Source organism: Flavobacterium piscinae, assembly GCF_004122145.1.
Taxonomy (GTDB): Bacteria; Bacteroidota; Bacteroidia; order Flavobacteriales; family Flavobacteriaceae; genus Flavobacterium; species Flavobacterium piscinae.
The window spans coordinates 108958-130173 of record NZ_SBKQ01000001.1 but is presented as its reverse complement, the minus strand read 5'-3'; the positions used below and the strand labels follow the sequence as shown (position 1 = coordinate 130173).

At 34.4% G+C, this 21216-nt stretch carries 19 protein-coding genes; 12 read left to right on the top strand and 7 right to left on the bottom strand.

The annotated features are described in order from the left end of the window. Positions 1-60: 60 nt before the first annotated feature. Together pckA and EQG68_RS00490 are read right to left on the bottom strand one after the other, a co-directional pair. Entirely contained in the window at positions 61-1686 is a 1626-nt protein-coding gene (gene pckA, locus EQG68_RS00495) for a phosphoenolpyruvate carboxykinase (ATP) (RefSeq protein ID WP_129462830.1), read from the bottom strand. A 78-nt stretch (positions 1687-1764) separates the two neighbouring features. Next, positions 1765-2151, bottom strand: a complete 387-nt coding sequence (locus EQG68_RS00490; RefSeq protein ID WP_129462829.1) for a DUF423 domain-containing protein — start codon at positions 2149-2151, stop codon at positions 1765-1767. A 120-nt stretch (positions 2152-2271) separates the two neighbouring features. On the opposite strand from EQG68_RS00490, the gene EQG68_RS00485 reads away from it, so the two are divergent. Continuing rightward, positions 2272-3642: a saccharopine dehydrogenase family protein gene (locus EQG68_RS00485; RefSeq protein WP_129462828.1), complete on the top strand. Its 1371-nt coding sequence runs from the start codon at positions 2272-2274 to the stop codon at positions 3640-3642. Here EQG68_RS00485 and EQG68_RS00480 read toward each other — a convergent pair whose 3' ends face one another. Continuing rightward, entirely contained in the window at positions 3643-4248 is a 606-nt protein-coding gene (locus tag EQG68_RS00480) for a tRNA (guanine-N1)-methyltransferase (RefSeq protein WP_129462827.1), read from the bottom strand. It lies immediately after the preceding gene. Positions 4249-4424: 176 nt separating this feature from the next. On the opposite strand from EQG68_RS00480, the gene EQG68_RS00475 reads away from it, so the two are divergent. After that, entirely contained in the window at positions 4425-4895 is a 471-nt protein-coding gene (locus EQG68_RS00475) for an Lrp/AsnC family transcriptional regulator (protein ID WP_129462826.1), read from the top strand. A gap of 229 nt (positions 4896-5124) precedes the next feature. Here the strand turns inward: EQG68_RS00475 and EQG68_RS00470 are convergent, their stop codons facing one another. From EQG68_RS00470 to EQG68_RS00460, 3 genes are all read right to left on the bottom strand, one after another. Then, entirely contained in the window at positions 5125-5796 is a 672-nt protein-coding gene (locus EQG68_RS00470) for a zinc metallopeptidase (protein WP_129462825.1), read from the bottom strand. A 91-nt stretch (positions 5797-5887) separates the two neighbouring features. Continuing rightward, the gene (locus EQG68_RS00465) at positions 5888-6571 is read right to left on the bottom strand and encodes a hypothetical protein (protein WP_129462824.1); all 684 of its coding nucleotides are present in this window, start codon (positions 6569-6571) and stop codon (positions 5888-5890) included. A gap of 143 nt (positions 6572-6714) precedes the next feature. Beyond that, positions 6715-9783, bottom strand: a complete 3069-nt coding sequence (locus EQG68_RS00460) for a leucine--tRNA ligase (protein WP_129462823.1) — start codon at positions 9781-9783, stop codon at positions 6715-6717. A 150-nt stretch (positions 9784-9933) separates the two neighbouring features. On the opposite strand from EQG68_RS00460, the gene EQG68_RS00455 reads away from it, so the two are divergent. From EQG68_RS00455 to EQG68_RS00435, 5 genes are all read left to right on the top strand, one after another. Further along, positions 9934-10809: a cell division protein FtsX gene (locus EQG68_RS00455; protein ID WP_129462822.1), complete on the top strand. Its 876-nt coding sequence runs from the start codon at positions 9934-9936 to the stop codon at positions 10807-10809. 15 nt (positions 10810-10824) lie between these two features. Beyond that, positions 10825-11070 carry a DUF3098 domain-containing protein gene (locus EQG68_RS00450; RefSeq protein ID WP_129462821.1) on the top strand — a complete coding sequence of 82 codons (246 nt, stop codon included), beginning with the start codon at positions 10825-10827 and terminating at the stop codon, positions 11068-11070. 96 nt (positions 11071-11166) lie between these two features. Next, positions 11167-11952, top strand: coding sequence for an undecaprenyl-diphosphate phosphatase (locus tag EQG68_RS00445; RefSeq protein WP_129462820.1), 786 nt, complete (start codon positions 11167-11169; stop codon positions 11950-11952). 1 nt (position 11953) lies between these two features. Then, positions 11954-12652: a tRNA pseudouridine(55) synthase TruB gene (gene truB / locus EQG68_RS00440; protein WP_129462819.1), complete on the top strand. Its 699-nt coding sequence runs from the start codon at positions 11954-11956 to the stop codon at positions 12650-12652. Next, positions 12645-13262, top strand: coding sequence for a YiiX/YebB-like N1pC/P60 family cysteine hydrolase (locus EQG68_RS00435; protein WP_129462818.1), 618 nt, complete (start codon positions 12645-12647; stop codon positions 13260-13262). The genes truB and EQG68_RS00435 overlap by 8 nt, the downstream gene beginning before the upstream one ends. Here the strand turns inward: EQG68_RS00435 and EQG68_RS00430 are convergent. Beyond that, complete coding sequence (locus EQG68_RS00430) at positions 13254-13868, bottom strand: thioredoxin family protein (protein ID WP_129462817.1); 615 nt, start codon at positions 13866-13868, stop codon at positions 13254-13256. The two genes, EQG68_RS00435 and EQG68_RS00430, sit on opposite strands and share 9 nt — an antisense overlap. A 94-nt stretch (positions 13869-13962) precedes the next feature. Between EQG68_RS00430 and EQG68_RS00425 the strand changes: the two genes are divergently transcribed. The 5 genes from EQG68_RS00425 (at position 13963) to EQG68_RS00405 (ending at position 21200) form a co-directional block, all read left to right on the top strand. Beyond that, positions 13963-14757 carry a patatin-like phospholipase family protein gene (locus EQG68_RS00425; RefSeq protein ID WP_187347454.1) on the top strand — a complete coding sequence of 265 codons (795 nt, stop codon included), beginning with the start codon at positions 13963-13965 and terminating at the stop codon, positions 14755-14757. A 65-nt stretch (positions 14758-14822) separates the two neighbouring features. Beyond that, complete coding sequence (gene pyrH, locus EQG68_RS00420) at positions 14823-15530, top strand: UMP kinase (protein ID WP_129462815.1); 708 nt, start codon at positions 14823-14825, stop codon at positions 15528-15530. A gap of 44 nt (positions 15531-15574) precedes the next feature. Next, positions 15575-16138 carry a ribosome recycling factor gene (frr, locus tag EQG68_RS00415; RefSeq protein WP_129462814.1) on the top strand — a complete coding sequence of 188 codons (564 nt, stop codon included), beginning with the start codon at positions 15575-15577 and terminating at the stop codon, positions 16136-16138. A 73-nt stretch (positions 16139-16211) separates the two neighbouring features. Continuing rightward, positions 16212-18692: a DUF5686 family protein gene (locus EQG68_RS00410; RefSeq protein ID WP_129462813.1), complete on the top strand. Its 2481-nt coding sequence runs from the start codon at positions 16212-16214 to the stop codon at positions 18690-18692. A 99-nt stretch (positions 18693-18791) separates the two neighbouring features. Further along, the gene (locus tag EQG68_RS00405; RefSeq protein WP_129462812.1) at positions 18792-21200 is read left to right on the top strand and encodes an efflux RND transporter permease subunit; all 2409 of its coding nucleotides are present in this window, start codon (positions 18792-18794) and stop codon (positions 21198-21200) included. Positions 21201-21216 lie beyond the last annotated feature (16 nt).

The window sequence follows — 21216 nt, the reverse complement described above, 5'->3', positions numbered from 1 at the left end:
AAATTGAAAAGAGTCCCACAAAATTGCGTGACTCTTTTCGTTTGGTTAGTTAGTGTAAAATTATAATTGAGGTCCGGACTTCACTAATTTTTGTCCTTCTTCATTGTCGGTGTATTGAATGAAGTTTTTAATGAATAAGCCTGCTAAATTAGTAGCCTTTTCTGTCCACTCCCCTGTATTTGAATAGGTATTTCTGGGGTCTAGAATTGACGGATTTACATCATGCAAAGCGGTTGGCACTTCAAAATTAAATATTGGTATTATTTTGGTTTCTGCTTTTTCAATTGAACCATCCAAAATAGCATCGATGATTGCTCTGGTATCTTTGATAGAAATTCTTTTTCCAGTTCCGTTCCAACCTGTGTTCACCATGTAAGCCGTTGCCTTATATTGCTCCATTTTTTTGACAAGCTCTTCACCATATTTGGTTGGATGAAGCGATAAGAATGCTTTTCCGAAACAAGCTGAAAAAGTTGGTTGTGGCTCGGTTACACCTCTTTCGGTACCGGCTAACTTAGCTGTGAATCCGGAAAGAAAATAATATTTGGTTTGCTCAGGAGTCAATTTAGATACAGGTGGCATAACGCCGAATGCATCAGCCGTTAAGAAAATCACTTTGGTTGCATGACCTGCTTTTGAAACCGGTTTTACAATATTTTGAATGTGATTAATCGGGTAAGAAACACGCGTGTTTTGTGTGACAGAACCATCTTTAAAATCTATTTTCCCATTAGCATCTAAAGTTACATTTTCCAACAAGGCATTTCTTTTGATAGCTCCGTAAATATCCGGTTCGTTCTCTTTGCTTAAATCAATGGTTTTTGCATAACATCCACCTTCGAAATTAAAAACACCTTCGTCATCCCAACCGTGCTCGTCGTCACCAATTAATTCGCGTTTTGGATCAGTTGATAAGGTTGTTTTTCCCGTTCCTGACAATCCAAAGAAAACTGCTACATCACCATCTTTCCCTTTGTTTGCAGAACAATGCATGGAAGCAATTCCTTGCAGTGGTAAATAATAATTCATCATCGAAAAAAGCCCCTTTTTCATTTCGCCACCATACCAAGTTCCGCCAATGATTTGGATTTTTTCGGATAAATTGAAAGCAATATAAACTTCAGAATTCAATCCGTGTTCTTGATAGTTTTTGAAAGAAGTTTTAGAACCATTCATTACTATAAAATCAGGCTCACCAAAATTTTCTAATTCTTGTTCCGTTGGTCGGATGAACATATTTTTCACAAAATGTGCTTGCCAAGCCACTTCCATGATGAATCTGACTTTTAAACGAGTATTTTCGTTTGCACCACAAAAAGCATCCACTACAAATAGCCTTTTCCCTGAAAGTTGATTAACTGTTGTTTCTTTTAAGGCATTCCAGGTTGTTTGCGAAATAGGTTTATTATCATTTGGTGCTTTGGGAGAGTTCCACCAAATGGTATCTCTAGTCACCTCATCTTCTACTATATATTTGTCTTTTGGCGATCTTCCGGTAAATTCACCTGTCATTACATTAACCGCTCCTAATTCTGACAATTGTCCTTTTTCATATCCTTCAAGTTTAGCACTTAGTTCTTCTTCGTATAAAAATTCAAACGAAGGATTATAAACAATTTCTTGTGTATTTTTAATTCCGTATTTTTCTAACGAAATCGATTTCGTAAATTGAGCGTATGTTTCCATAAATTTACCCTTTAGTTGTGTTTAAATATTTGGCAAAAGTAAAAATTAAATCTTTACAATTGCTAATTTGTTGAAAATTTATCCTTTTTGATTGAGAATATTCAAAAATAGCGTTGCCCAGGCACCTATTAATAACAATCCTCCAATTGGGGTAATTGGTCCAATAATCTTAAAATCGACCGATGTTAAATCGTTTGTGGCTAATAAATAGATAGAACCCGAAAAAAACAGAACGCCAATTACTACCAATGTCAAAATGATTTTTTTTATTTTATCAGATAACAAAACGGTTGTTCCTACAAATAATAAAAATAAAGAATGATAAAATTGATAGCGAACCCCCGTTTCAAAGCTCACTAATTCATTTTCGTTTAAAACTGATTTTAAAGCATGAGCACCAAATGCTCCCAAGATGATTGCAATCATTCCTAAAGCCGAAGCAATCCGTATAATTTTTCTATTCATTTTTTCTATAATTATCAAAATTACGGAATTATTTTTCATCCTCAAATGGAATTAACACTGCAAAATTTGTTAGGAATATAACATCTGACTACATTTGTGTGATTTTTATAGAAAAATAACATGAGAAATATATTGATTATTGGTGCCGGTCGTTCCGCTTCTTCCTTAATAAAATACCTTTTAAATAAATCGGAATCGGAAAATCTAAAGCTTACCATCGCAGATTTATCGTTGGAACTGGCTCAGAAAAAGACCAATAATCATCCTAATGCTTTTCCCATCCAACTGGACATCGTCAATGTTGAGCAACGTCAGAAAGAAATTCAAAAAGTTGATATTGTGATTTCTATGCTACCGGCTCATTTACATATTGAAATTGCAGAAGATTGTCTTGCATTCAACAAACACATGGTCACGGCGTCCTACATTAGTTCAAAAATGCAAGAATTAGACGGTCAAGCAAAAGAAAAAGGATTAATTTTCATGAATGAAATTGGTCTCGATCCTGGAATTGATCACATGAGTGCTATGAAAATCATAGATGAAATTAGAGCAAAAGGCGGAAAAATGATACAATTTGAGTCGTTTTGTGGCGGATTAGTAGCTCCGGAGAGCGACACGAATTTATGGAATTATAAATTCTCTTGGAATCCCAGAAATGTAGTTTTGGCAGGCCAAGGAGGCGTTTCAAAATTTATTCAAGAAGGAAAATACAAATACATTCCATACAATAAATTGTTTCGCAGAACCGAATTTTTAGAAGTTGAAGGATATGGTCGCTTTGAAGGCTATGCTAACCGTGATTCTTTAAAATATAGAAGTGTTTATAGCCTGGATGACATTTTAACCATGTACCGTGGTACTTTACGAAGAGTGGGATATTCAAAAGCGTGGGATATGTTAGTTCAATTAGGAATGACCGATGATAGTTATCCGATGGAAAATTCAGAAAACATGAGTTATCGTGATTTTACCAATGCCTTTTTGCCTTATCATCCTTCGGATTCAGTGGAATTGAAATTACGTCATTACCTAAAAATTGATCAAGATGATGTGATTTGGGATAAATTTGAAGAATTGGATTTGTTTAACAGCATCAAAAAAGCCGGTATAAAAAACGCTACTCCTGCCCAATACCTAGAATCTATTTTGGCTGAAAAATGGGCTCTTCAACCTGAAGATAAAGACATGATTGTGATGTACCACAAGTTTGGCTATGAAATTGAGGGCAAGAAAAAACAAATTGATAGTGTGATGGTATGTTTAGGCGATGATCAAACGTATACAGCAATGGCTAAAACGGTTGGCTTACCGGTTGCTATTGCTACGCTTCAAATTTTGAACGGAAACATTACAACCCCGGGTGTACAACTACCTATTAAAAAAGAAGTTTATGAACCTATCCTAAAAGAATTAGAATTATTTGGCGTAATCTTTAAAGACAAGGAAGTACCGTATATGGGCTATAATCCGAATAATGTGGGAAGTTAATTATTTAGATGATTTTTTCTGTTTATTAATTTCATCTTGCAATTGACGACCTAATTTTTGTTCTTTTTCTAAGGCTTTTCGTTTGTATTCTTCAAAATCATCTTCCAATTTATCCAAGTTATGTTTCGCATCGTTTGCGATGGATTTTGCTCCTTTTAATTGAAATAAAAAGACAACTAAAATGAGTAATAATACCGAAACGATTCCCCACATAATCATGTTGTAATTTGCCTTGCTAACCGGTGTCCCAAGGAAAGAAACATTATCCTGTGCTATTTTAAGTTTATCCAGTTCTACTTGAGTGGTTTTTAATGTATCTTTTAGCTGTTGAATAGTTGTAGTATGTTTAGTAAACTCAGCTTTTAAATCTGCTAATTCTGTTTTGAATCGATTGACTGAATCAAGACTATTGCGTTTTAAAATGGTAAGAAAATCTCGTTTTACAACTTTATATTCTTGAAAATTATTTGATTTTTGAACCACATAATCAAATTGCTTATCCAATGTTCCATTCATAGAAGCTTGGCTTTTATTTTGAATTGAATCCTGAGCAGTTGAAAATGTTACAATCATTACAAAAAATAGAGAATATAGTAGCTTTTTCATATGATGAAGTTTGGTCTGGTTGATAAACAAATTTAATTTTTTTAGTTTAAGAATCCTAATAGAATTTATTATCTTCTATTTTACCGGAAAATACAGTATACTATTTTGAAACTAAAAAATTGATTTTTTAGTATTTTAGAAAGTATTTTTTGTACTTTTAATTTAAATTTATAAGTATGAAAATCAATTCGCTTGAAATAGAAATTGACGGTATTGATAAAGAAATCCTCCGTGATTTGATGGAAGATGCCCGAAAACCCATTCTTCAAATTGCCAATAAAATCGGAATTTCCGGTGCTGCCATTCATCAGCGGTTACGAAAATTGGAAGAGGCCGGGGTGATTTCGGGTTCTAAATTTGTGATTAACAATAAAGTGTTGGGCTATAAAACCATGGCTTTTATTGGGATTTATTTAGAGAAAGCGTCGAGCAATTCGGATGCGGTGCGGGAATTGAAAAAAATTCCGGAAGTGCTGGAATGTCATTATACCACCGGAAATTGGAGCATTCTGGTTAAAATAATTTGTAGAGATAACGAACATTTGATGCAATTGCTCAATAAAAAAATTCAGCCGATTGAAGGAGTTTCACGTACGGAGACTTTCATTTCGTTAGAGCAGCAGATTGAGCGACAGATACAGTTGTAGTTTTTCATTTTTAAGTTTCAAGTGAGGATTAATAACTTGAAACCTGCAATAAAACAAACTATCCTCTCTAGCCCCGATTGTAGAGGAAATCTTTTTGTTTCGAGCTTGGCTCGTGAACAAAAAATTGGAACGAAAAGCGGGAATATGGTATCCTGAAAAAGCCCGAGCCATTCGCTCCAAAAAAAATCCGCTACGAGGGTAACGGATTTTGTTGTTTTATTTCAAAATTTTATCTACGATTCATATAAATCATAATGTAATACAACAAGGTCCCGATGGAGCCAATTGCGGCAACAACATAAGTTCGAGCCGCCCATTTTAAAGCATCTTTTGAACCTGCTAATTCTTGTTGATTTACGATTCGTTTATTTTCTAACCATGCTAAGGCACGATTACTGGCATCATATTCAACCGGTAAGGTGATAACAGAGAACAAGGTTGTCATGGAGAAAATTACAATTCCAACAAGTAATAATTGCGGGAATGTATTAACCATTAATATTCCGGCTAACAAAATCCATTGTACAAATCGAGAAGCTACGCTAACTACCGGCACTAATTTTGAACGCATGGTTAACCAAGAATAAGCCGTTGCATGTTGAACTGCATGACCAACTTCGTGAGCGGCAACAGCGGCTGCAGCAGCATTTCGTTGATTGTAAACCGCTTCACTTAAGTTTACTGTTTTATCTGCAGGATTATAGTGGTCTGTTAATCTACCCGGTGTAGAAATAACTCGAACGTTTCTAATCCCGTGATCGGCTAACATTTTTTCGGCAATTTCGGCACCACTCATTCCATTTTGCAAATGCAATTTAGAATATTTATCAAACTTACTTTGCAATCTGTAACTCACGAACCAACTGGCTCCCATGATTACAACCATCAATATTATAAACATAATTCTATTTTTTAAATATAAAGTTACAAATTAAATAGCAAATTACAAGCCAAATTTAAAAGCATTCTTTTTGCTGAAATTTTGTCATGTTTTAGAAGAACACTACTCCAACCATCAAGCGGTTTTGACCATTTTCTTTCACCGAATTAGATACGCTGGCATAATCTGATTTCCATTTTCCATTGGTGAAAGCAAATTCATACCCCACATTTAAACGAATGCTTAATTTTTCCTTTCTTTTTAAATTGAATGCCAACGACGGACCGGCATAAAAAATATCATTTTTTAAACTCACATGTCCTGAATTATTTTCAGGATTCAAATCGTTTAAGTTGATGTCATTATTACGAGAATATAAATTCAAATCGTTGTGGGTGTAAGCCACATTTAATCCCCCGGATAATAAAATTCTGGATTTATTTACAAAATTATAATGTCCACGAAGACGTAAAGTACCGCTCGCAAACTTATTCTGAGTAGTACTGTTTTTCTTATTAGAATAGCTGGTAGAAAGATCCATATCAAATGAATATTTTTCCCATAATGAGTTAATCCCAATCATTAACTCCGGCATGGTTTCGCGAATTTCAGGCATACCCGATGCTCTAATTTTTTGATTCAAAGAAAAATCATTGTAAAAAACACCGCCCACACCAATGTATATATCCGTTTTGGGCAATACACATTTTTTTTCGTCGGTTGAAACCGTTTCCTGCTCTTGTGCAAAAGTGAACTGAGCCAACAATACTGAGGCAATAAAAAAGATTCTTTTCATGTTTTTAAATTTTAACTTTTTTATAAAATTAATACGATTTATTCTAAAAGCGATTATTTTAAGATTTTATTATAAATTGTTCACAAAAAAACCACGGATCACCTTTAAAATAAGTTAATCCGTGGTAAACTATTTTAATAATATTATCCGACTAAGTTGATGATTTTCCCGGGAACAATAATCACTTTATTGGGTGTTCTGCCTTGCAGTTGTGCTTGGGTTCGTTCGTCTACCATCACAATTTCTTCAATTTGAGCAGCGGTTAAATCCAACGGTAATTTGATGGTAAATCGCATTTTTCCGTTGAAGGAAACCGGGTATTCTTTTTCGGATTCTATTAAATATTTCTCTTCAAAAACCGGAAATGCAACGGTAGAAATTGAACCTTCGTGACCCAATTGACTCCATAATTCTTCGGCAATGTGCGGAGCATACGGCGAAACTAAAATGGCCAACGGTTCTAAGATTTTTCGGTGGTTGCATTTCAATTGTGCCAATTCGTTCACACAAATCATAAACTGTGAAACCGAAGTATTGAACGAGAAATTCTCGATATCTTCCGTTACTTTTTTGATGGTTTTGTGTAAAGATTTGTACATTTCTGCCGTTGGTTCATCGTTGGTTACGATTAAACCGTTATCATCAAAATACAAACGCCATAATTTTTTCAGGAAACCGGAAACCCCTGTAATTCCGGCTGTATTCCAAGGTTTAGCTTGTTCTAACGGACCGAGGAACATTTCGTATAAACGTAAGGTATCGGCACCGTATTGGTTGCAAATGTCGTCGGGGTTAACAACGTTATACCATCTTTTAGACATTTTTTCGACTTCACGACCTACGATGTATTTACCATTTTCTAGAATGAATTCTGCATCTTTAAATTCAGGAATCCAATTTCTTAATTTTTCTAAATCTATTTCATCGGAAGAATTAACAATATTAACATCTACTCGTAAATCATTAATATCAATAATATCAAATGAATCTTCGTAAATGGTTATCCCAGTCGTATTAGATGAAGTTTTTTCAAATAGTGATGTAGAAAGTTCGGTTAAGACTTCGTTTTTTTCGTTATTAATTATGACATCTGTTCCTCTACCGAATCTAATACCGAAATTACTTTCGGTTGAAACTATTTTATATTTGATAAATTCTTTATAATATTTTGAACTGACATATATCGGTTTTCCATAAATATTATCACCTACAGTATCTTGTCCAAATTCATTTCGACCTCCAGAAACACTTGAAACTACTAACCTATAAACAATCGCACTCATCCCCAAAATCATCCCCTGATTAATCAATTTTTTAAACGGTTCTTCGGGTGTGATGAATCCGCGGTCTTTTAGAAATTTATTCCAAAAACGCGAATACAATAAATGGCCGGTGGCGTGTTCGCTTCCTCCAATGTATAAATCGACATTTTCCCAATAGTTCAAGGCCTCTTGGCCGGCAAATTCATTTTCGTTATGAGCATCCATGTACCGCATCCAATACCAAGAACTTCCTGCCCAACCCGGCATGGTGTTCAATTCTAAAGGAAAAACGGTTTTGTCATCAATCATCTGATTACTAACCACTGCACACTGCTCACTGTCCCAAGCCCAATGCGTTGCATTTCCTAAAGGCGGTTGACCGTCTTCGGTAGGTAAATATTTCTCTACTTCCGGTAAAATGATAGGTAAATATTTTGCATCAATCATTTGCGGTAAACCATTTACATAATACACCGGAAACGGCTCACCCCAATAACGTTGACGGGAGAAAACCGCATCACGCAAACGGTAATTGGTTTTTCCTTTTCCATGACCAATTTGTTCTAAGGCTTCAATGGCTTTTTTGGTTCCTTCTTTATAATCCAATCCGTTTAAGAAATCGGAATTCACTAATTCAAATCCTCCTTTTTCGGCAAAAGCTGCTTCGGAAATATCTTGGTTAAAAATATTTTTAATTTCGGGCATTCCTTGAGTCCCTTTAAAGAAATTGGCAAACGCAAAATCGCGTTCATCCCCACACGGAACAGCCATAACGGCTCCGGTTCCATAACCTGCCAAAACATAATCACCAATCCAAATTGGAATCGGTTCTTTGGTAAACGGATGCTCAGCATACGCTCCGGTGAAAACACCTGAAATGGTTTTTACATCAGCCATTCGCTCGCGTTCAGAACGTTTGGCGGTAGCTTCCACATAGGCTTCAACGGCTGCTTTTTGTTCGGGTGTAGTGATTTGCGAAACCAAGTCGTGCTCGGGTGCGAGGGTCATAAAAGTGACTCCGAAGATGGTGTCGGGTCTTGTGGTAAACACTTCAACCTGAAACTTGGAACCTGAAACCTGAAACTTTACAGAAGCCCCAACACTCTTCCCGATCCAATTTCGTTGACTTTCTTTAATGCTTTCGCTCCAATCAATCGTTTCTAAACCTTGTAACAAACGTTCGGCGTAGGCCGAAATACGCATACTCCATTGTGTCATTTTTTTGCGAATGACGGGATGACCGCCACGTTCAGAAACGCCATTGACAATTTCATCATTCGCTAAAACGGTTCCCAAAGCGGGACACCAGTTGACTTCGGTTTCAGCCAAATACGTTAAACGGTATTGCAAAAGTATTTCCTGTTGTTTTTCCGATGAAAAGGAATTCCATTCTGCAGCTGAAAAAAGTTCTACACCATCATCACAAACTAAATCAACGTTGCTGTTTCCTTCACGTTCAAACACTTTTATCAATTCCGAAATGGGATATGCCTTATCAGCTACTCTACAATAATAGGATTCAAACAATTGAATAAAAATCCACTGCGTCCATTTGTAATACTCTGGATTAGAAGTGCGTACTTCTCTACTCCAATCAAATGAAAAACCGATTTTATCCAATTGTTCCCGGTAACGAGCAATATTTTCTTTAGTTGTTTTTTCGGGATGTTGTCCGGTTTGAATGGCATATTGCTCCGCCGGAAGTCCAAACGAATCATAGCCTTGCGGATGCAACACATTAAAACCTTTGTGTCTTTTGTAACGAGCCACGATGTCTGAAGCAATATAACCCAGCGGATGACCCACGTGCAAACCGGCACCCGATGGATACGGAAACATATCCAGTACGTAATATTTTGGCTTTTCAGAGTTGTTTTCTGCGGCAAATGTTTGATTTTTAGCCCAATATTCTTGCCATTTGGCTTCGATTTGTTCGTGGAAGTATTTCATGTTGTAAGGTTCTGAGGAACTGAGTTACTAAGTTGCTAAGGTTTTTTAAAGGGCAAATTTACGTTTATTGTACTAAACTCAAAACTTTCAACGTTATAAACTGTGGTTTAACCAAATTCTTTTTTAATTTTACGGCTTAAATTAATTTCTATGGCATCTTCTTACGAAAAGTATCAAAAAAGACGACTTATTTCTTCCTATTTTTCTGTGGTATTGAGTGTGTTTTTAGTGCTTTTTTTATTGGGAATTCTTGGTTTTTTTGTGATTAATTCCAAAAAAATTTCCGATGACTTTAAAGAAGAAATTCCGATGTCGGTTTATTTTAAAGATGCAGCCAATGATAGTGTGCTCAAAAATTTCGAAGCCAAACTAAAAGCGTCGGCCTACGTTAAAACCGACACATTTGTTTCCAAAGAAACGGCAGCTTCCAAACACAAAGATATTATTGGCGAAGATTTTATGCAGTTTTTAGGGTTCAATCCGTTGCAAAATTCATTCGACATTCACTTGAAAGCCGATTATGTTCAAGCGGATAGCATCAAAAAAATTGAACTGGAATTTAAGGAAAATAAAATGATTTCTGATATTGTTTACGACAAACATTTGGTTGATTTAGTGAATGATAATATCAAAAAAATCACTTTTTGGATGTTAATTATAACCGGATTTTTAGCCTTCATCGCTGTTTTATTAATCAATAGTTCGATGCGATTATCCATTTATTCCAACCGATTTATCATTAAAACCATGCAAATGGTAGGTGCAACTAAGTCGTTCATTCGAAAACCTTTCATTTTGCGAAGTATTAAATTAGGAATTATTGGTGCTTTATTGGCTATTATGGCTATTGTTGGCGTGTTGTTTTATATTGATTCTAATTTCCCTAAACTTGGGGTTTTAGAAAATAAAGTTATGATTGGTGCAGTATTAGCAGGTGTTTTACTGTTAGGAATTTTGATTTCATGGTTCAGTACTTTCTTCGCAACCCAAAAATTCTTGAACTTAAGAACAGACGATTTATATTAATTTTATCAGAAAAAAATGAGTAGTAAAAACGAACAAAAGCAAGAGTTTATCTTTGAAAAAATTAATTATAAAATCCTTTTAATCGGAATTGGAATCATCGTCTTAGGTTTCATTTTAATGAGCGGCGGCGGTAGTGATGACCCAAAAGTCTTTAGTGAAGCTATTTTTGACTTTAGAAGAATTCGTTTGGCTCCAACGGTTGTGTTGGCTGGATTTGGCGTGGTGGTTTATGCAATCATGAAAAATCCTAAGAAAGGATAAACGGTTATTTGATTTTTAGATTATTCGAAATACAATTTAAAATCTAACAATCTGACAATTCAAAAGTCATCGAATTCAACAATCTAATTTTCTTCCATGAATACAATTCAAGCCATAATTCTTGCTATTATCGAAGGTATTACAGAATTTCTTCCCGTTTCCTCAACTGGGCATATGATTATTGCGTCGTCCTTTTTTGGAATTGCACAGGACGATTTTACAAAATTATTTACCATTGTCATTCAATTAGGAACGATACTATCTGTGATAGTTCTCTATTTTAAACGCTTTTTTCAATCCATCGATTTTTATTTTAAATTATTGGTTGCATTTATACCAGCGGTAATTTTTGGTTTATTATTAAGTGATTTTATTGATGGTTTACTCGAAAACCCTATTACAGTTGCTGTTTCTTTAATCATTGGTGGCTTTTTATTACTGAAAGTTGACGATTGGTTTGGCAATTCTGAAGGGACTGAAATTTCCTATACTACCGCCTTTAAAATTGGATTATTTCAATGTTTGGCGATGATTCCGGGAGTTTCAAGAAGTGGAGCCAGCATCGTTGGCGGAATGACTCAAAAATTATCTCGAACAACGGCTGCGGAATTTTCATTTTTCTTAGCGATTCCAACCATGTTAGGTGCAACACTTAAAAAATCATATGACTATTACAAAGCCGGTTTTGAACTTTCTCAAGATCAAGTCAATTTATTAATTATTGGAAATGTAGTTGGTTTTATTGTTGCCTTAATTGCCATAAAATCATTTATTGGTTTCTTAACGAAGCACGGATTTAAAATTTTCGGTTTTTATAGAATTGTTGCCGGACTTGCCATTTTATTGATTCACTTCTTTGTTCAAAAATTAACCGTAATCTAACATGACAGCGGAAGAAATTTTAGAAGGAAAAGTTATCTTAATTGACAAACCTTTAAAATGGTCTTCATTTCAAGCGGTGAATAAATTAAAATACACTTTGAAACGCGAATTAAATCTTCCTAAAAAATTTAAAATTGGTCATGCCGGAACATTAGATCCTTTAGCCACCGGATTATTGATTATTTGTACAGGAAAATTCACCAAGCGAATTACCGAAATTCAAGGACAAGCCAAAGAATATACCGGAACGTTCTATTTAGGAGCCACCACTCCATCTTACGATTTAGAAACGGAAATGGATGAAAATTTTTCAATTGATCATATTAATGAAACATTGATTCATCAGACTTTACCTCTATTTATTGGCGAAATTGACCAAAAACCACCTGTTTTTTCGGCCATCAAAAAAGACGGAATTCGCATGTATGAACACGCTCGTGCCGGTGCTGAAGTTGAAATGCAGAGCCGAAAAACCACAATTCACGAATTTGAAATAACCCGAATTGAATTACCCGAAATTGATTTTAGAGTCGTTTGCAGTAAAGGAACTTATATTCGTTCATTAGCTCATGATTTTGGAAAAGCTCTGAACTCCGGTGCTCATTTAACAGTTTTACGACGTACAAAAATTGGCGATTATTCAGTTGAAAATGGAGTTTCGCCGGATGATTTTGAGAATAAAATCAAAAAAAATGGCTAAGTTCATACTATTTTTTCTACTTTTCAGTTGGTTTGTTTTTCCTCAAAAAACAAGTTTGAGAAACGGCGATTTACTGTTTCAAAAAATGAATTGTGGCGAATTGTGTGATGCCATTCATGCGGTAACAGACGGTTTTAATGGCAATGATTTCAGTCATCTCGGTTTAGTTGTCATCGAAAATGATTCTGTTTTCATCATCGAAGCAGCCGGAAATGCCGTTCGAAAAGTCACGTTGGAACAATTCACAAAAAATACTGAAACCACCATGTTAATTGGAAGAGTAAAATTGAAATACAAAAAACTAATTCCAAAAGTGATTTCATTTTCCAAACAACAAATCGGAATTCCGTATGATGATGATTATTTATACGATAACGGTAAATATTATTGTTCCGAATTGATTTACGATGCTTTTTTAAATGCTTACGGAAAACCCTTTTTTGAATTGCAACCCATGACCTTCAAACAACCTGAATCAAATGAGTTTTTCTCGGCTTGGGTAGACTATTATCAAAACCTAAAAATAGAAATTCCGGAGGGAGAACTAGGTTGCAACCCGGGCGGAATTTCTACTTCGAATAAAATTAAAATAGTGGGGAAATTAAACTAATTGCTTTTCAACCTTTTCAACCAAAGCTATAATTTCCTTTTGTGTACTTATGCCTTTATCGTGCAAATACCATTTTTGTAATTCGGTTTTAGCAGTTTCATCCACTACGCCATGCCGAGTTTTATAATCTAAAATTAAATTTTTGGCTCCTTCCGGTCTTGGTCCCCAATCACTCAAAACGGTTAAAGTTTCTGCATCCAAAATCAATAATTTAGGGATGGCTTTTCCGCCATTGGTTAAAAATTGATTCATTAAGGCTTCGTTTTCATCTCTAAGAACAATTCGTAAATCAATTTTTTCTGAAAGTTCAGCCATTTTATGGATGATTGGTAATAGTTGAGCGGCATCACCACACCATCCTTCGGATATTACAATCCAAATATAATTAGCTTGTAAATTCTCTAATGATTGAGCAACTCTCTCAGTAATTTGAATGGTCTTTTCTAATCGATTCATGCGAACTTCATTCAGTTCACTATATTTTGTTAGGCTTTCCGACTGTTCGTTTCCAGTTGATTTTCCTTCTTTCAACAAATTGGCAACATGTTCACGATAGGTAAAATAACTATAACTTTTAACTAAACTACTTTTGATAATCTCTTGCATGATTGGATGAATTTCGGTGCAAAAATATAATTTATTTTGAGTTTAAACGGTAACGTTTGTGACAGTTATTAATTAAATGTAATTTTGGAACTATATGGAAATGAAATCAAAAAATATAGGTTTAGTACTCTCGGGTGGCGGATCAAAAGGTTTAGCCCATGCCGGTGTTTTGCAATTTTTGGAAGAACAACACATCAAACCTAACCAAATCGCCGGAAGCAGTGCGGGTTCTATTGTTGCAGCATTGTATAGTTTTGGTAAATCACCTCAGGAAATTTTAGCCTTTTTTCAGTCGATTTATTTCTTTCATTGGAAACATTTCACCTTTACCAAAGCCGGAATTATTGATAGCGAGTCGTTTAAAAAATATTTTAGTGATGTTTTTGGAGAAAAAACATTAGGTGATTTAGCTATTCCTATTCATATTACGGCGACTGATTTGGTGAAAGGAAAAATTAAAATCTTTGACAAAGACACTAAAATAATTGATGCTATTTTAGCTTCCAGTGCGTTTCCTGGAATTATTTCGCCTTATGTGATTGATGATAATTGGTATAGCGATGGCGGAATTCTGAATCATTTTCCTACCGATATTTTACAGGGAAGATGTGACTTTATTATTGGTGTATATGTGAGTCCGATTCAAAAAATAGAATCGAAAGACTTGAATTCCATTAAAGCCGTCACTTCCAGAGCATTTGATTTGTTGACGGCCAACACAACGATGCAAAAATTTAATCTGTGTGATTGGGTAATTGAACCGGAAGATTTATCAAATTACAGTACGTTTGAAACGAACAAAGTTAAAATGGAAGCCATTTACCAACTGGGTTATGAAGCGGCAAAAAATTCTTTTACAGATTTTCAGGCATTGATTGAAAATAGATAAACTACTCTGTTTTTATATTGATAAAATCAATAATTCTTTATATTTGCACCACAAAAATCTTTTAAATGAAATATAAAAGAATACTTCTAAAACTAAGTGGAGAAGCTTTAATGGGTGAACGTCAATACGGCATCGACCCTAAAAGATTAGCAGAATATGCTCAAGAAATTAAACAAATTCACGATCAAGGAGTAGAGATTGCCATCGTGATTGGTGGTGGAAATATTTTTAGAGGGATAGCCGGAGCAAGTAATGGAATGGACAGAGTGCAAGGCGATTATATGGGAATGCTAGCCACCGTTATCAATGGAATGGCTTTGCAAGGAGCATTGGAAGAAGCCGGAATGTTAACTCGTTTGCAAACCGCTTTAAAAATCGAAGCGATTGCAGAACCGTATATCAAAAGAAGAGCCGTTCGTCATTTAGAAAAAGGCAGGATTGTAATTTTTGGAGCAGGAACCGGGAATCCTTACTTTACAACAGATACTGCGGCCGTTTTAAGAGGAGTTGAAGTAGGTGCCGATGTAATTTTAAAAGGAACTCGCGTAGACGGTGTGTATAATGCCGATCCGGAAAAGCACAAAGATGCCGTAAAATTTGATTATATTTCGTTTGAAGACGTATTGAGCAAAGGATTAAATGTAATGGATACCACCGCTTTTACGTTAAGTCAGGAAAATAAATTGCCTATTATCGTGTTTGATATGAATAAACCGGGTAATTTATTGAAAGTTTGTAATGGTGAAACCATTGGAACAACCGTTACAATTTAATGTAGGTTTTTGAATAATAGATTTCGATTAAAAAATATACTATCATGACAGAAGAAATAGATTTTATCATTGATACCGCAAAAGAACACATGGATGGTTCGATTGCACATTTAGAAAAAGAATTTTTAAATATTAGAGCCGGGAAAGCTTCGCCTCAAATGCTGGGTGGTGTTTTTGTAGATTATTACGGTTCTCAGACACCGCTTTCACAAGTGGCTAATATCAATGTACCGGATGCCAGAACCATTACGGTTACACCTTGGGAAAAAAGCATGTTACAACCTATTGAAAAAGCGATTATGATTGCCAATTTAGGCTTTAACCCAATGAATAACGGAGATAACATCATCATTTCTGTACCACCATTGACAGAAGAACGCCGAAGAGACTTGGTTAAACAAGCCAAATCAGAAGCGGAAGATGCCAAAATCGGAATCAGAAATGCTAGAAAAGATGCCAATACAGACATCAAAAAAGAAGAGAAAAACGGAACCTCGGAAGATATTTGCAAAACAGCTGAAGAAAGCATTCAAAAATTAACCGATGCATATATCAAAAAAATAGATGACATCCTCGCCGTTAAAGAAGCTGAAATCATGAAAGTATAAATGGAAATCCACTTGAAAAAGTGGATTTTTTGTTTTAATCAAGTACATTTGTGATTCGCATTTTTTATAACACATGAAGTACCTCGCTTTTCTTTTTCTTTTTTGCTCATTTTGTGTTCAGGCACAATTTCGAGTAACCGGAATTATTAAAGACGAAGCATCAAAAAAACCATTGCCTTTTGCTACCATTCAATCTTCATCCGGCAGAACTACAATTGCTGATATTAACGGGCAATTTGAATTCATTAGTTCAACAGTAGGTGAAAAAATGGTTATTTCATATGTTAATTTTAGAAGTAAAGAATTTACAATTGACAAAACCAATCACTATTCAGTTTTTCTTCAGAGTAAAACAAAACTATCTGATAATGAAATAAATGAAAGTCAAAAAAAAGCTGAATCTTTTCTAAATAGAGTTTACCATTCCATTGAATTGAACAATCCCAAAAAAGCCCTTTCAACCTATCAATACAAAGGCTATAATAAGATTGTTGTCACAGCACATCCGGATTCCATAAAAGGAAAAATTGATACCATCAAAAAATTTCGTAAAATTAAAATTGATTCCACAGATTTTAAATTCCAAAAATTGATTCGAAAACAACATTTATTTGTTACTGAAAAAGTCTCGTTATTTCAATTTAGCAATGATAAATTCAAAGAAACGGTTTTAGCTTCACAAATGTCCGGTTTTAAAAGTCCGATTTATGAAGTGATTGGTTTTAACCTCCAATCTTCCTCTGTTTATGAACCACGTTATGAATTATTGGAAACAAAATATGTCAATCCTATTTCCAAATCGGGTCTTCGTGATTATCAATTTGAATTAATTGACACTATTCAAATTTCTAACCGACCAACCGTTTTGGTATATTTTAAAAACAAAAAACAAATAAATAAAAAAGGATTAGAAGGATTGCTTTTTATTGATCAGGAAAATTTTGCTGTAGCCAAAGCCATCATGCGAGTTCGTGGAATAATCGATTTAACGGCAGTTCATGAATTTGAATATCTTTCCAATGAAAAAATATGGTTCCCTACTGTTTATGAACTAAAAATTATCAAAGGGAAAAATGATGACCCAATCAAAATCCTAGGAGGAACTATCGAATTTGAAGGAGAATATGATGAATTGGGTACAAAACGAGAAAAATCTGCTTCTGATTATTCTTATCTCCAATCTAAAACATTTTATTATGATAGAGAAATAAATAAACCCTTTACCATTGATAGAAATTCTGTAGCTATTGAAATTGATGAGGATGTTGCTAAAAAAGACACCACTTTTTGGATAAAAAACAGAAAAGAACGCTTTACCAAAAGAGACCGTAACACCTTTGCTGTGAAAGACAGTTTAGCTTTTTTTAAGGGAATAAATGCCAAGCTTTTTTTTGGCAGAAAAATTATTAACGGTTATGTTCCGCTTGGATTTTTTGACTTTGACCTAAGGTATTTAATGAGTTATAACAATTATGAAGGTTTCCGATTTGGTCTGGGAGGAATAACTAATGAGCGTTTTTCCAAAAATTATAAATTGGATGGATATCTTGCCTATGGATTAAAAGATGATAAGTTAAAATATCATTTTGGAGGCACGACTCGGGTAGGAAATTTTTCAAACACATGGGCCGGTTTTTCCTATACGGATGATGTACAGGAGATTGGTAGTACTAAATTTAATATTGACAAACGAGTTTTTAAAATCTATGATCCTCGACCTATCAATGTTAGCACCTTTTACAATCATCGAACCTGGAAAGGTTATGTTGAAACCAATTTTTTACCCAAAACAGAAAGCATTTGGCAATTGAATCATTCCAAGATTCAACCATTATTTAACTATGCCTTTTTTGATGGTGAAGCACTATATAATCGCTATGACATGACAACCGCCTCTGTTTCAATTCAGTGGAATCCTTTTAGCGATTACATGCACACACCAAGCGGGAAAATTGAAATTGAAAAACGCTATCCCAAATTTACTTTTCAGTTTACAGAATCACTACCAAAATTTTTAGGTAATGATTTTAAGTTTGGAAAAATTGATGTCCGTGCTGAATATGAAAAGCAATTTATAAACGGGCAAAAATCAATGGTTTTAATACAAGCCGGCTATGCACATGGCGACATTCCATTGACGCATTTATACAACAACTCTCCCAATAACTTAGATCGGGAAGTGCTTTTACAACGTATTACTGTGGCGGGCAAAAACAGTTTTGAAACGATGCGTTTTAATGAATTTTTTTCAAGTCAATATATCATGTTCCATTTTAAACACGGTTTTAAACGAGTTAAATTGTTTAATAAAGTAAAACCATCTTTAGTATTGGTAAGTCGAATGACATGGGGAAGTATGAAAAAACCTGAACAACATGTTGGACTGAATTATAAAACCATTAATGATGGCTATTTTGAATCAGGTATCGAATTAAACCAAATTTTTAGTGGCTTGGGTTTAGCCGGATTTTATCGTTATGGCCCAAACCAATTAAGTCGATTTGAAGACAATATAGCCATTAAATTAACCTTTACACTTGACTTAGGCTTATAATTAAAGTACTTTTTAGTGATTATTTTAAAGATTAAATTACACTTAATTCCATCTATTTAGTATTGATTTCACTACCTTTGCATCCGTTAAAATAATTGTATGGCTAAATGGTTTAGCGTAGGTTTTTGGGAATCCATTGCCCGAATAATCCTTAGAAACAGAATCACAATTCTTTCCATGGTTTTTCTATTGACAGTGTTTTTGGCACTGCAATGGAAACACATGCGTTTTACTTATACAGAAGCCAATCTGCTGCCTGACCATCATGAGATAAATGAACAATACAATCAATTTCTAGATAAATTTGGTGAAGAAGGAAATCTGATTATTATTGGAATTCAGGATTCAACTTTTTTTACCCCGAAGCAATTTGGTGCTTGGAACACTTTAATGTCTAACTTAAAAAAATCAAAAGAAGTTGAATTAATTATTTCGGTAGATGATTTAAAAAAACTTAATAAAAACGAAACATCAGAAACGTTTGAATTGGTTGATTTTATTGATACAATTAAAATAAATAACTTAAAATATTTACAAGAAAAACGCGAAGAACTCTTTCAAAATCTTCCTTTCTATGAACATTTATTGTACAGCAAAAAATCCGGAACCATTAGAGCGGCTATTTATTTGGACAAGAAAATTGTAAACACTATTACACGAAAGGATTTTGTTGTAAAAAAATTAATTCCTCAAATTGAGGATTTTGAAACGAATACAAAAATTGATTTAAAAGTCTCGGGAATGCCTTACATCCGAACACTCAATTCACAAAACATTGTAGATGAAATCGGCATTTTTATTGGTGCAGCTCTTTTAGTTACCTCATTGATTTTCTTCTTCTTTTTCAGAAGTTTCAGAGCTACTTTTATCTCGATGTGTGTAGTGATAATTGGTGTGATGTGGGCATTTGGAACGTTGGGATTATTGGGGTTTGAAATCACCGTTTTAACCGCCATCATTCCGCCATTAATCATTGTAATTGGGATTCCAAACTGTATTTTTCTTATCAATAAATACCAACAAGAAGTAAAAAAGCACGGCAATCAAGCCAAATCATTACAACGTGTTATTTCCAAAGTTGGTAATGCAACCTTGATGACCAATTTGACTACAGCGGCAGGATTTGCAACATTTATTGTTACCGATAGTGAATTGTTAACAGAGTTTGGAATTATTGCCTCCATTAATATTATTTTATTGTTTATACTCTGTTTATTGGTAATTCCGATTATTTACAGTTTCATGCCTTTGCCAAAAGACAAACATTTGGAGCATCTCAACAAAACATATACTAAGACATTTGTAAATTGGACTGAAAAAACAGTCAAAAATCATAATATTTCCATCTATATCACATCCATTATTCTTCTTGTACTGAGCATTATTGGCATCTATCAAATGAGAATTTCCGGCAGTTTAATTGAAGACATGCCCAAAAAAACAGGTTTCTTTCAAGATATTTTATTTTTTGAAAAAGAGTTTGATGGCGTCATGCCACTAGAAATAATGATTGACACCAAACGAAAAAAAGGTGTCATGAAACTATCTACTTTACAAAAAATGGAAGAGGTGCAAGAAATCATTAGTGAAATTCCGGAACTCTCTCAACCGATGTCGGTTGTAAATGTTGTAAAGTATTCTAAACAGGCCTATTACAATGGCAATCCTGATTATTATGAATTGCCCACTGCTCAAGAGCAAGGATTCATTTTAAGCTATGCCAAAAATACAACGCAAAACAGTAAAGAAAATTTCATGAAAAGTTATGTGGATTCCACCGGTCAATATGCCAGAATCACCACTTTTATGAAAGACATTGGCACTGATAAAATGGAAAAAATTGAAGAAAAATTGTGGGATAAAATCAATAAAGTTTTTCCTCCCGATCGATATACAGTTACTTTGACAGGAAAAGCATTAGTATTTCAAAAAGGGACAAATTATTTGGTAACCAACTTGGTGCTTTCTTTACTATTCGCCATTGTGCTGATTTCACTTTTCATGGCATATTTGTTCCGATCTTTTAAAATGGTGCTTATTTCCTTAATTCCAAACCTATTACCGTTGATAATTACGGCCGGACTTATGGGCTATTTGGGTGTTCCTATAAAACCATCAACTATATTAGTATTTAGTATTGCTTTCGGAATTTCCGTTGATGATACAATTCACTTCTTAGCCAAATACCGCCAAGAATTACAAGCTAATAACTGGAAAATCAGAAAATCGGTATTTAATGCTTTGCGAGAAACCGGTGTAAGTATGTTTTATACTTCTATTGTTCTGTTCTTTGGGTTTTCAGTATTTATGATTTCCAGTTTTGGAGGTACAGTTGCTTTGGGTGGATTAGTTTCAACTACTTTACTATTTGCAATGTTGTCTAATTTATTACTATTACCGGCATTATTATTATCATTAGAAAAAACAATTGCAAACCAAGAAGAATTTCTTCAACCTACCATTGACATTTTGGTGGAAGACGACAAAGAAACAGAGACTAAATCTTAGTCAAAAAAATCAAAAT

What these genes read in the sequence shown, in the direction of transcription:
- pckA (WP_129462830.1), bottom strand. Translation starts at nt 1,686, where the DNA reads ATGGAAACATACGCTCAATTTACGAAATCGATTTCGTTAGAAAAATAC.
- EQG68_RS00490 (WP_129462829.1), bottom strand. Translation starts at nt 2,151, where the DNA reads ATGAATAGAAAAATTATACGGATTGCTTCGGCTTTAGGAATGATTGCA.
- EQG68_RS00485 (WP_129462828.1), top strand. Translation starts at nt 2,272, where the DNA reads ATGAGAAATATATTGATTATTGGTGCCGGTCGTTCCGCTTCTTCCTTA.
- EQG68_RS00480 (WP_129462827.1), bottom strand. Translation starts at nt 4,248, where the DNA reads ATGAAAAAGCTACTATATTCTCTATTTTTTGTAATGATTGTAACATTT.
- EQG68_RS00475 (WP_129462826.1), top strand. Translation starts at nt 4,425, where the DNA reads ATGAAAATCAATTCGCTTGAAATAGAAATTGACGGTATTGATAAAGAA.
- EQG68_RS00470 (WP_129462825.1), bottom strand. Translation starts at nt 5,796, where the DNA reads ATGTTTATAATATTGATGGTTGTAATCATGGGAGCCAGTTGGTTCGTG.
- EQG68_RS00465 (WP_129462824.1), bottom strand. Translation starts at nt 6,571, where the DNA reads ATGAAAAGAATCTTTTTTATTGCCTCAGTATTGTTGGCTCAGTTCACT.
- EQG68_RS00460 (WP_129462823.1), bottom strand. Translation starts at nt 9,783, where the DNA reads ATGAAATACTTCCACGAACAAATCGAAGCCAAATGGCAAGAATATTGG.
- EQG68_RS00455 (WP_129462822.1), top strand. Translation starts at nt 9,934, where the DNA reads ATGGCATCTTCTTACGAAAAGTATCAAAAAAGACGACTTATTTCTTCC.
- EQG68_RS00450 (WP_129462821.1), top strand. Translation starts at nt 10,825, where the DNA reads ATGAGTAGTAAAAACGAACAAAAGCAAGAGTTTATCTTTGAAAAAATT.
- EQG68_RS00445 (WP_129462820.1), top strand. Translation starts at nt 11,167, where the DNA reads ATGAATACAATTCAAGCCATAATTCTTGCTATTATCGAAGGTATTACA.
- truB (WP_129462819.1), top strand. Translation starts at nt 11,954, where the DNA reads ATGACAGCGGAAGAAATTTTAGAAGGAAAAGTTATCTTAATTGACAAA.
- EQG68_RS00435 (WP_129462818.1), top strand. Translation starts at nt 12,645, where the DNA reads ATGGCTAAGTTCATACTATTTTTTCTACTTTTCAGTTGGTTTGTTTTT.
- EQG68_RS00430 (WP_129462817.1), bottom strand. Translation starts at nt 13,868, where the DNA reads ATGCAAGAGATTATCAAAAGTAGTTTAGTTAAAAGTTATAGTTATTTT.
- EQG68_RS00425 (WP_187347454.1), top strand. Translation starts at nt 13,963, where the DNA reads ATGGAAATGAAATCAAAAAATATAGGTTTAGTACTCTCGGGTGGCGGA.
- pyrH (WP_129462815.1), top strand. Translation starts at nt 14,823, where the DNA reads ATGAAATATAAAAGAATACTTCTAAAACTAAGTGGAGAAGCTTTAATG.
- frr (WP_129462814.1), top strand. Translation starts at nt 15,575, where the DNA reads ATGACAGAAGAAATAGATTTTATCATTGATACCGCAAAAGAACACATG.
- EQG68_RS00410 (WP_129462813.1), top strand. Translation starts at nt 16,212, where the DNA reads ATGAAGTACCTCGCTTTTCTTTTTCTTTTTTGCTCATTTTGTGTTCAG.
- EQG68_RS00405 (WP_129462812.1), top strand. Translation starts at nt 18,792, where the DNA reads ATGGCTAAATGGTTTAGCGTAGGTTTTTGGGAATCCATTGCCCGAATA.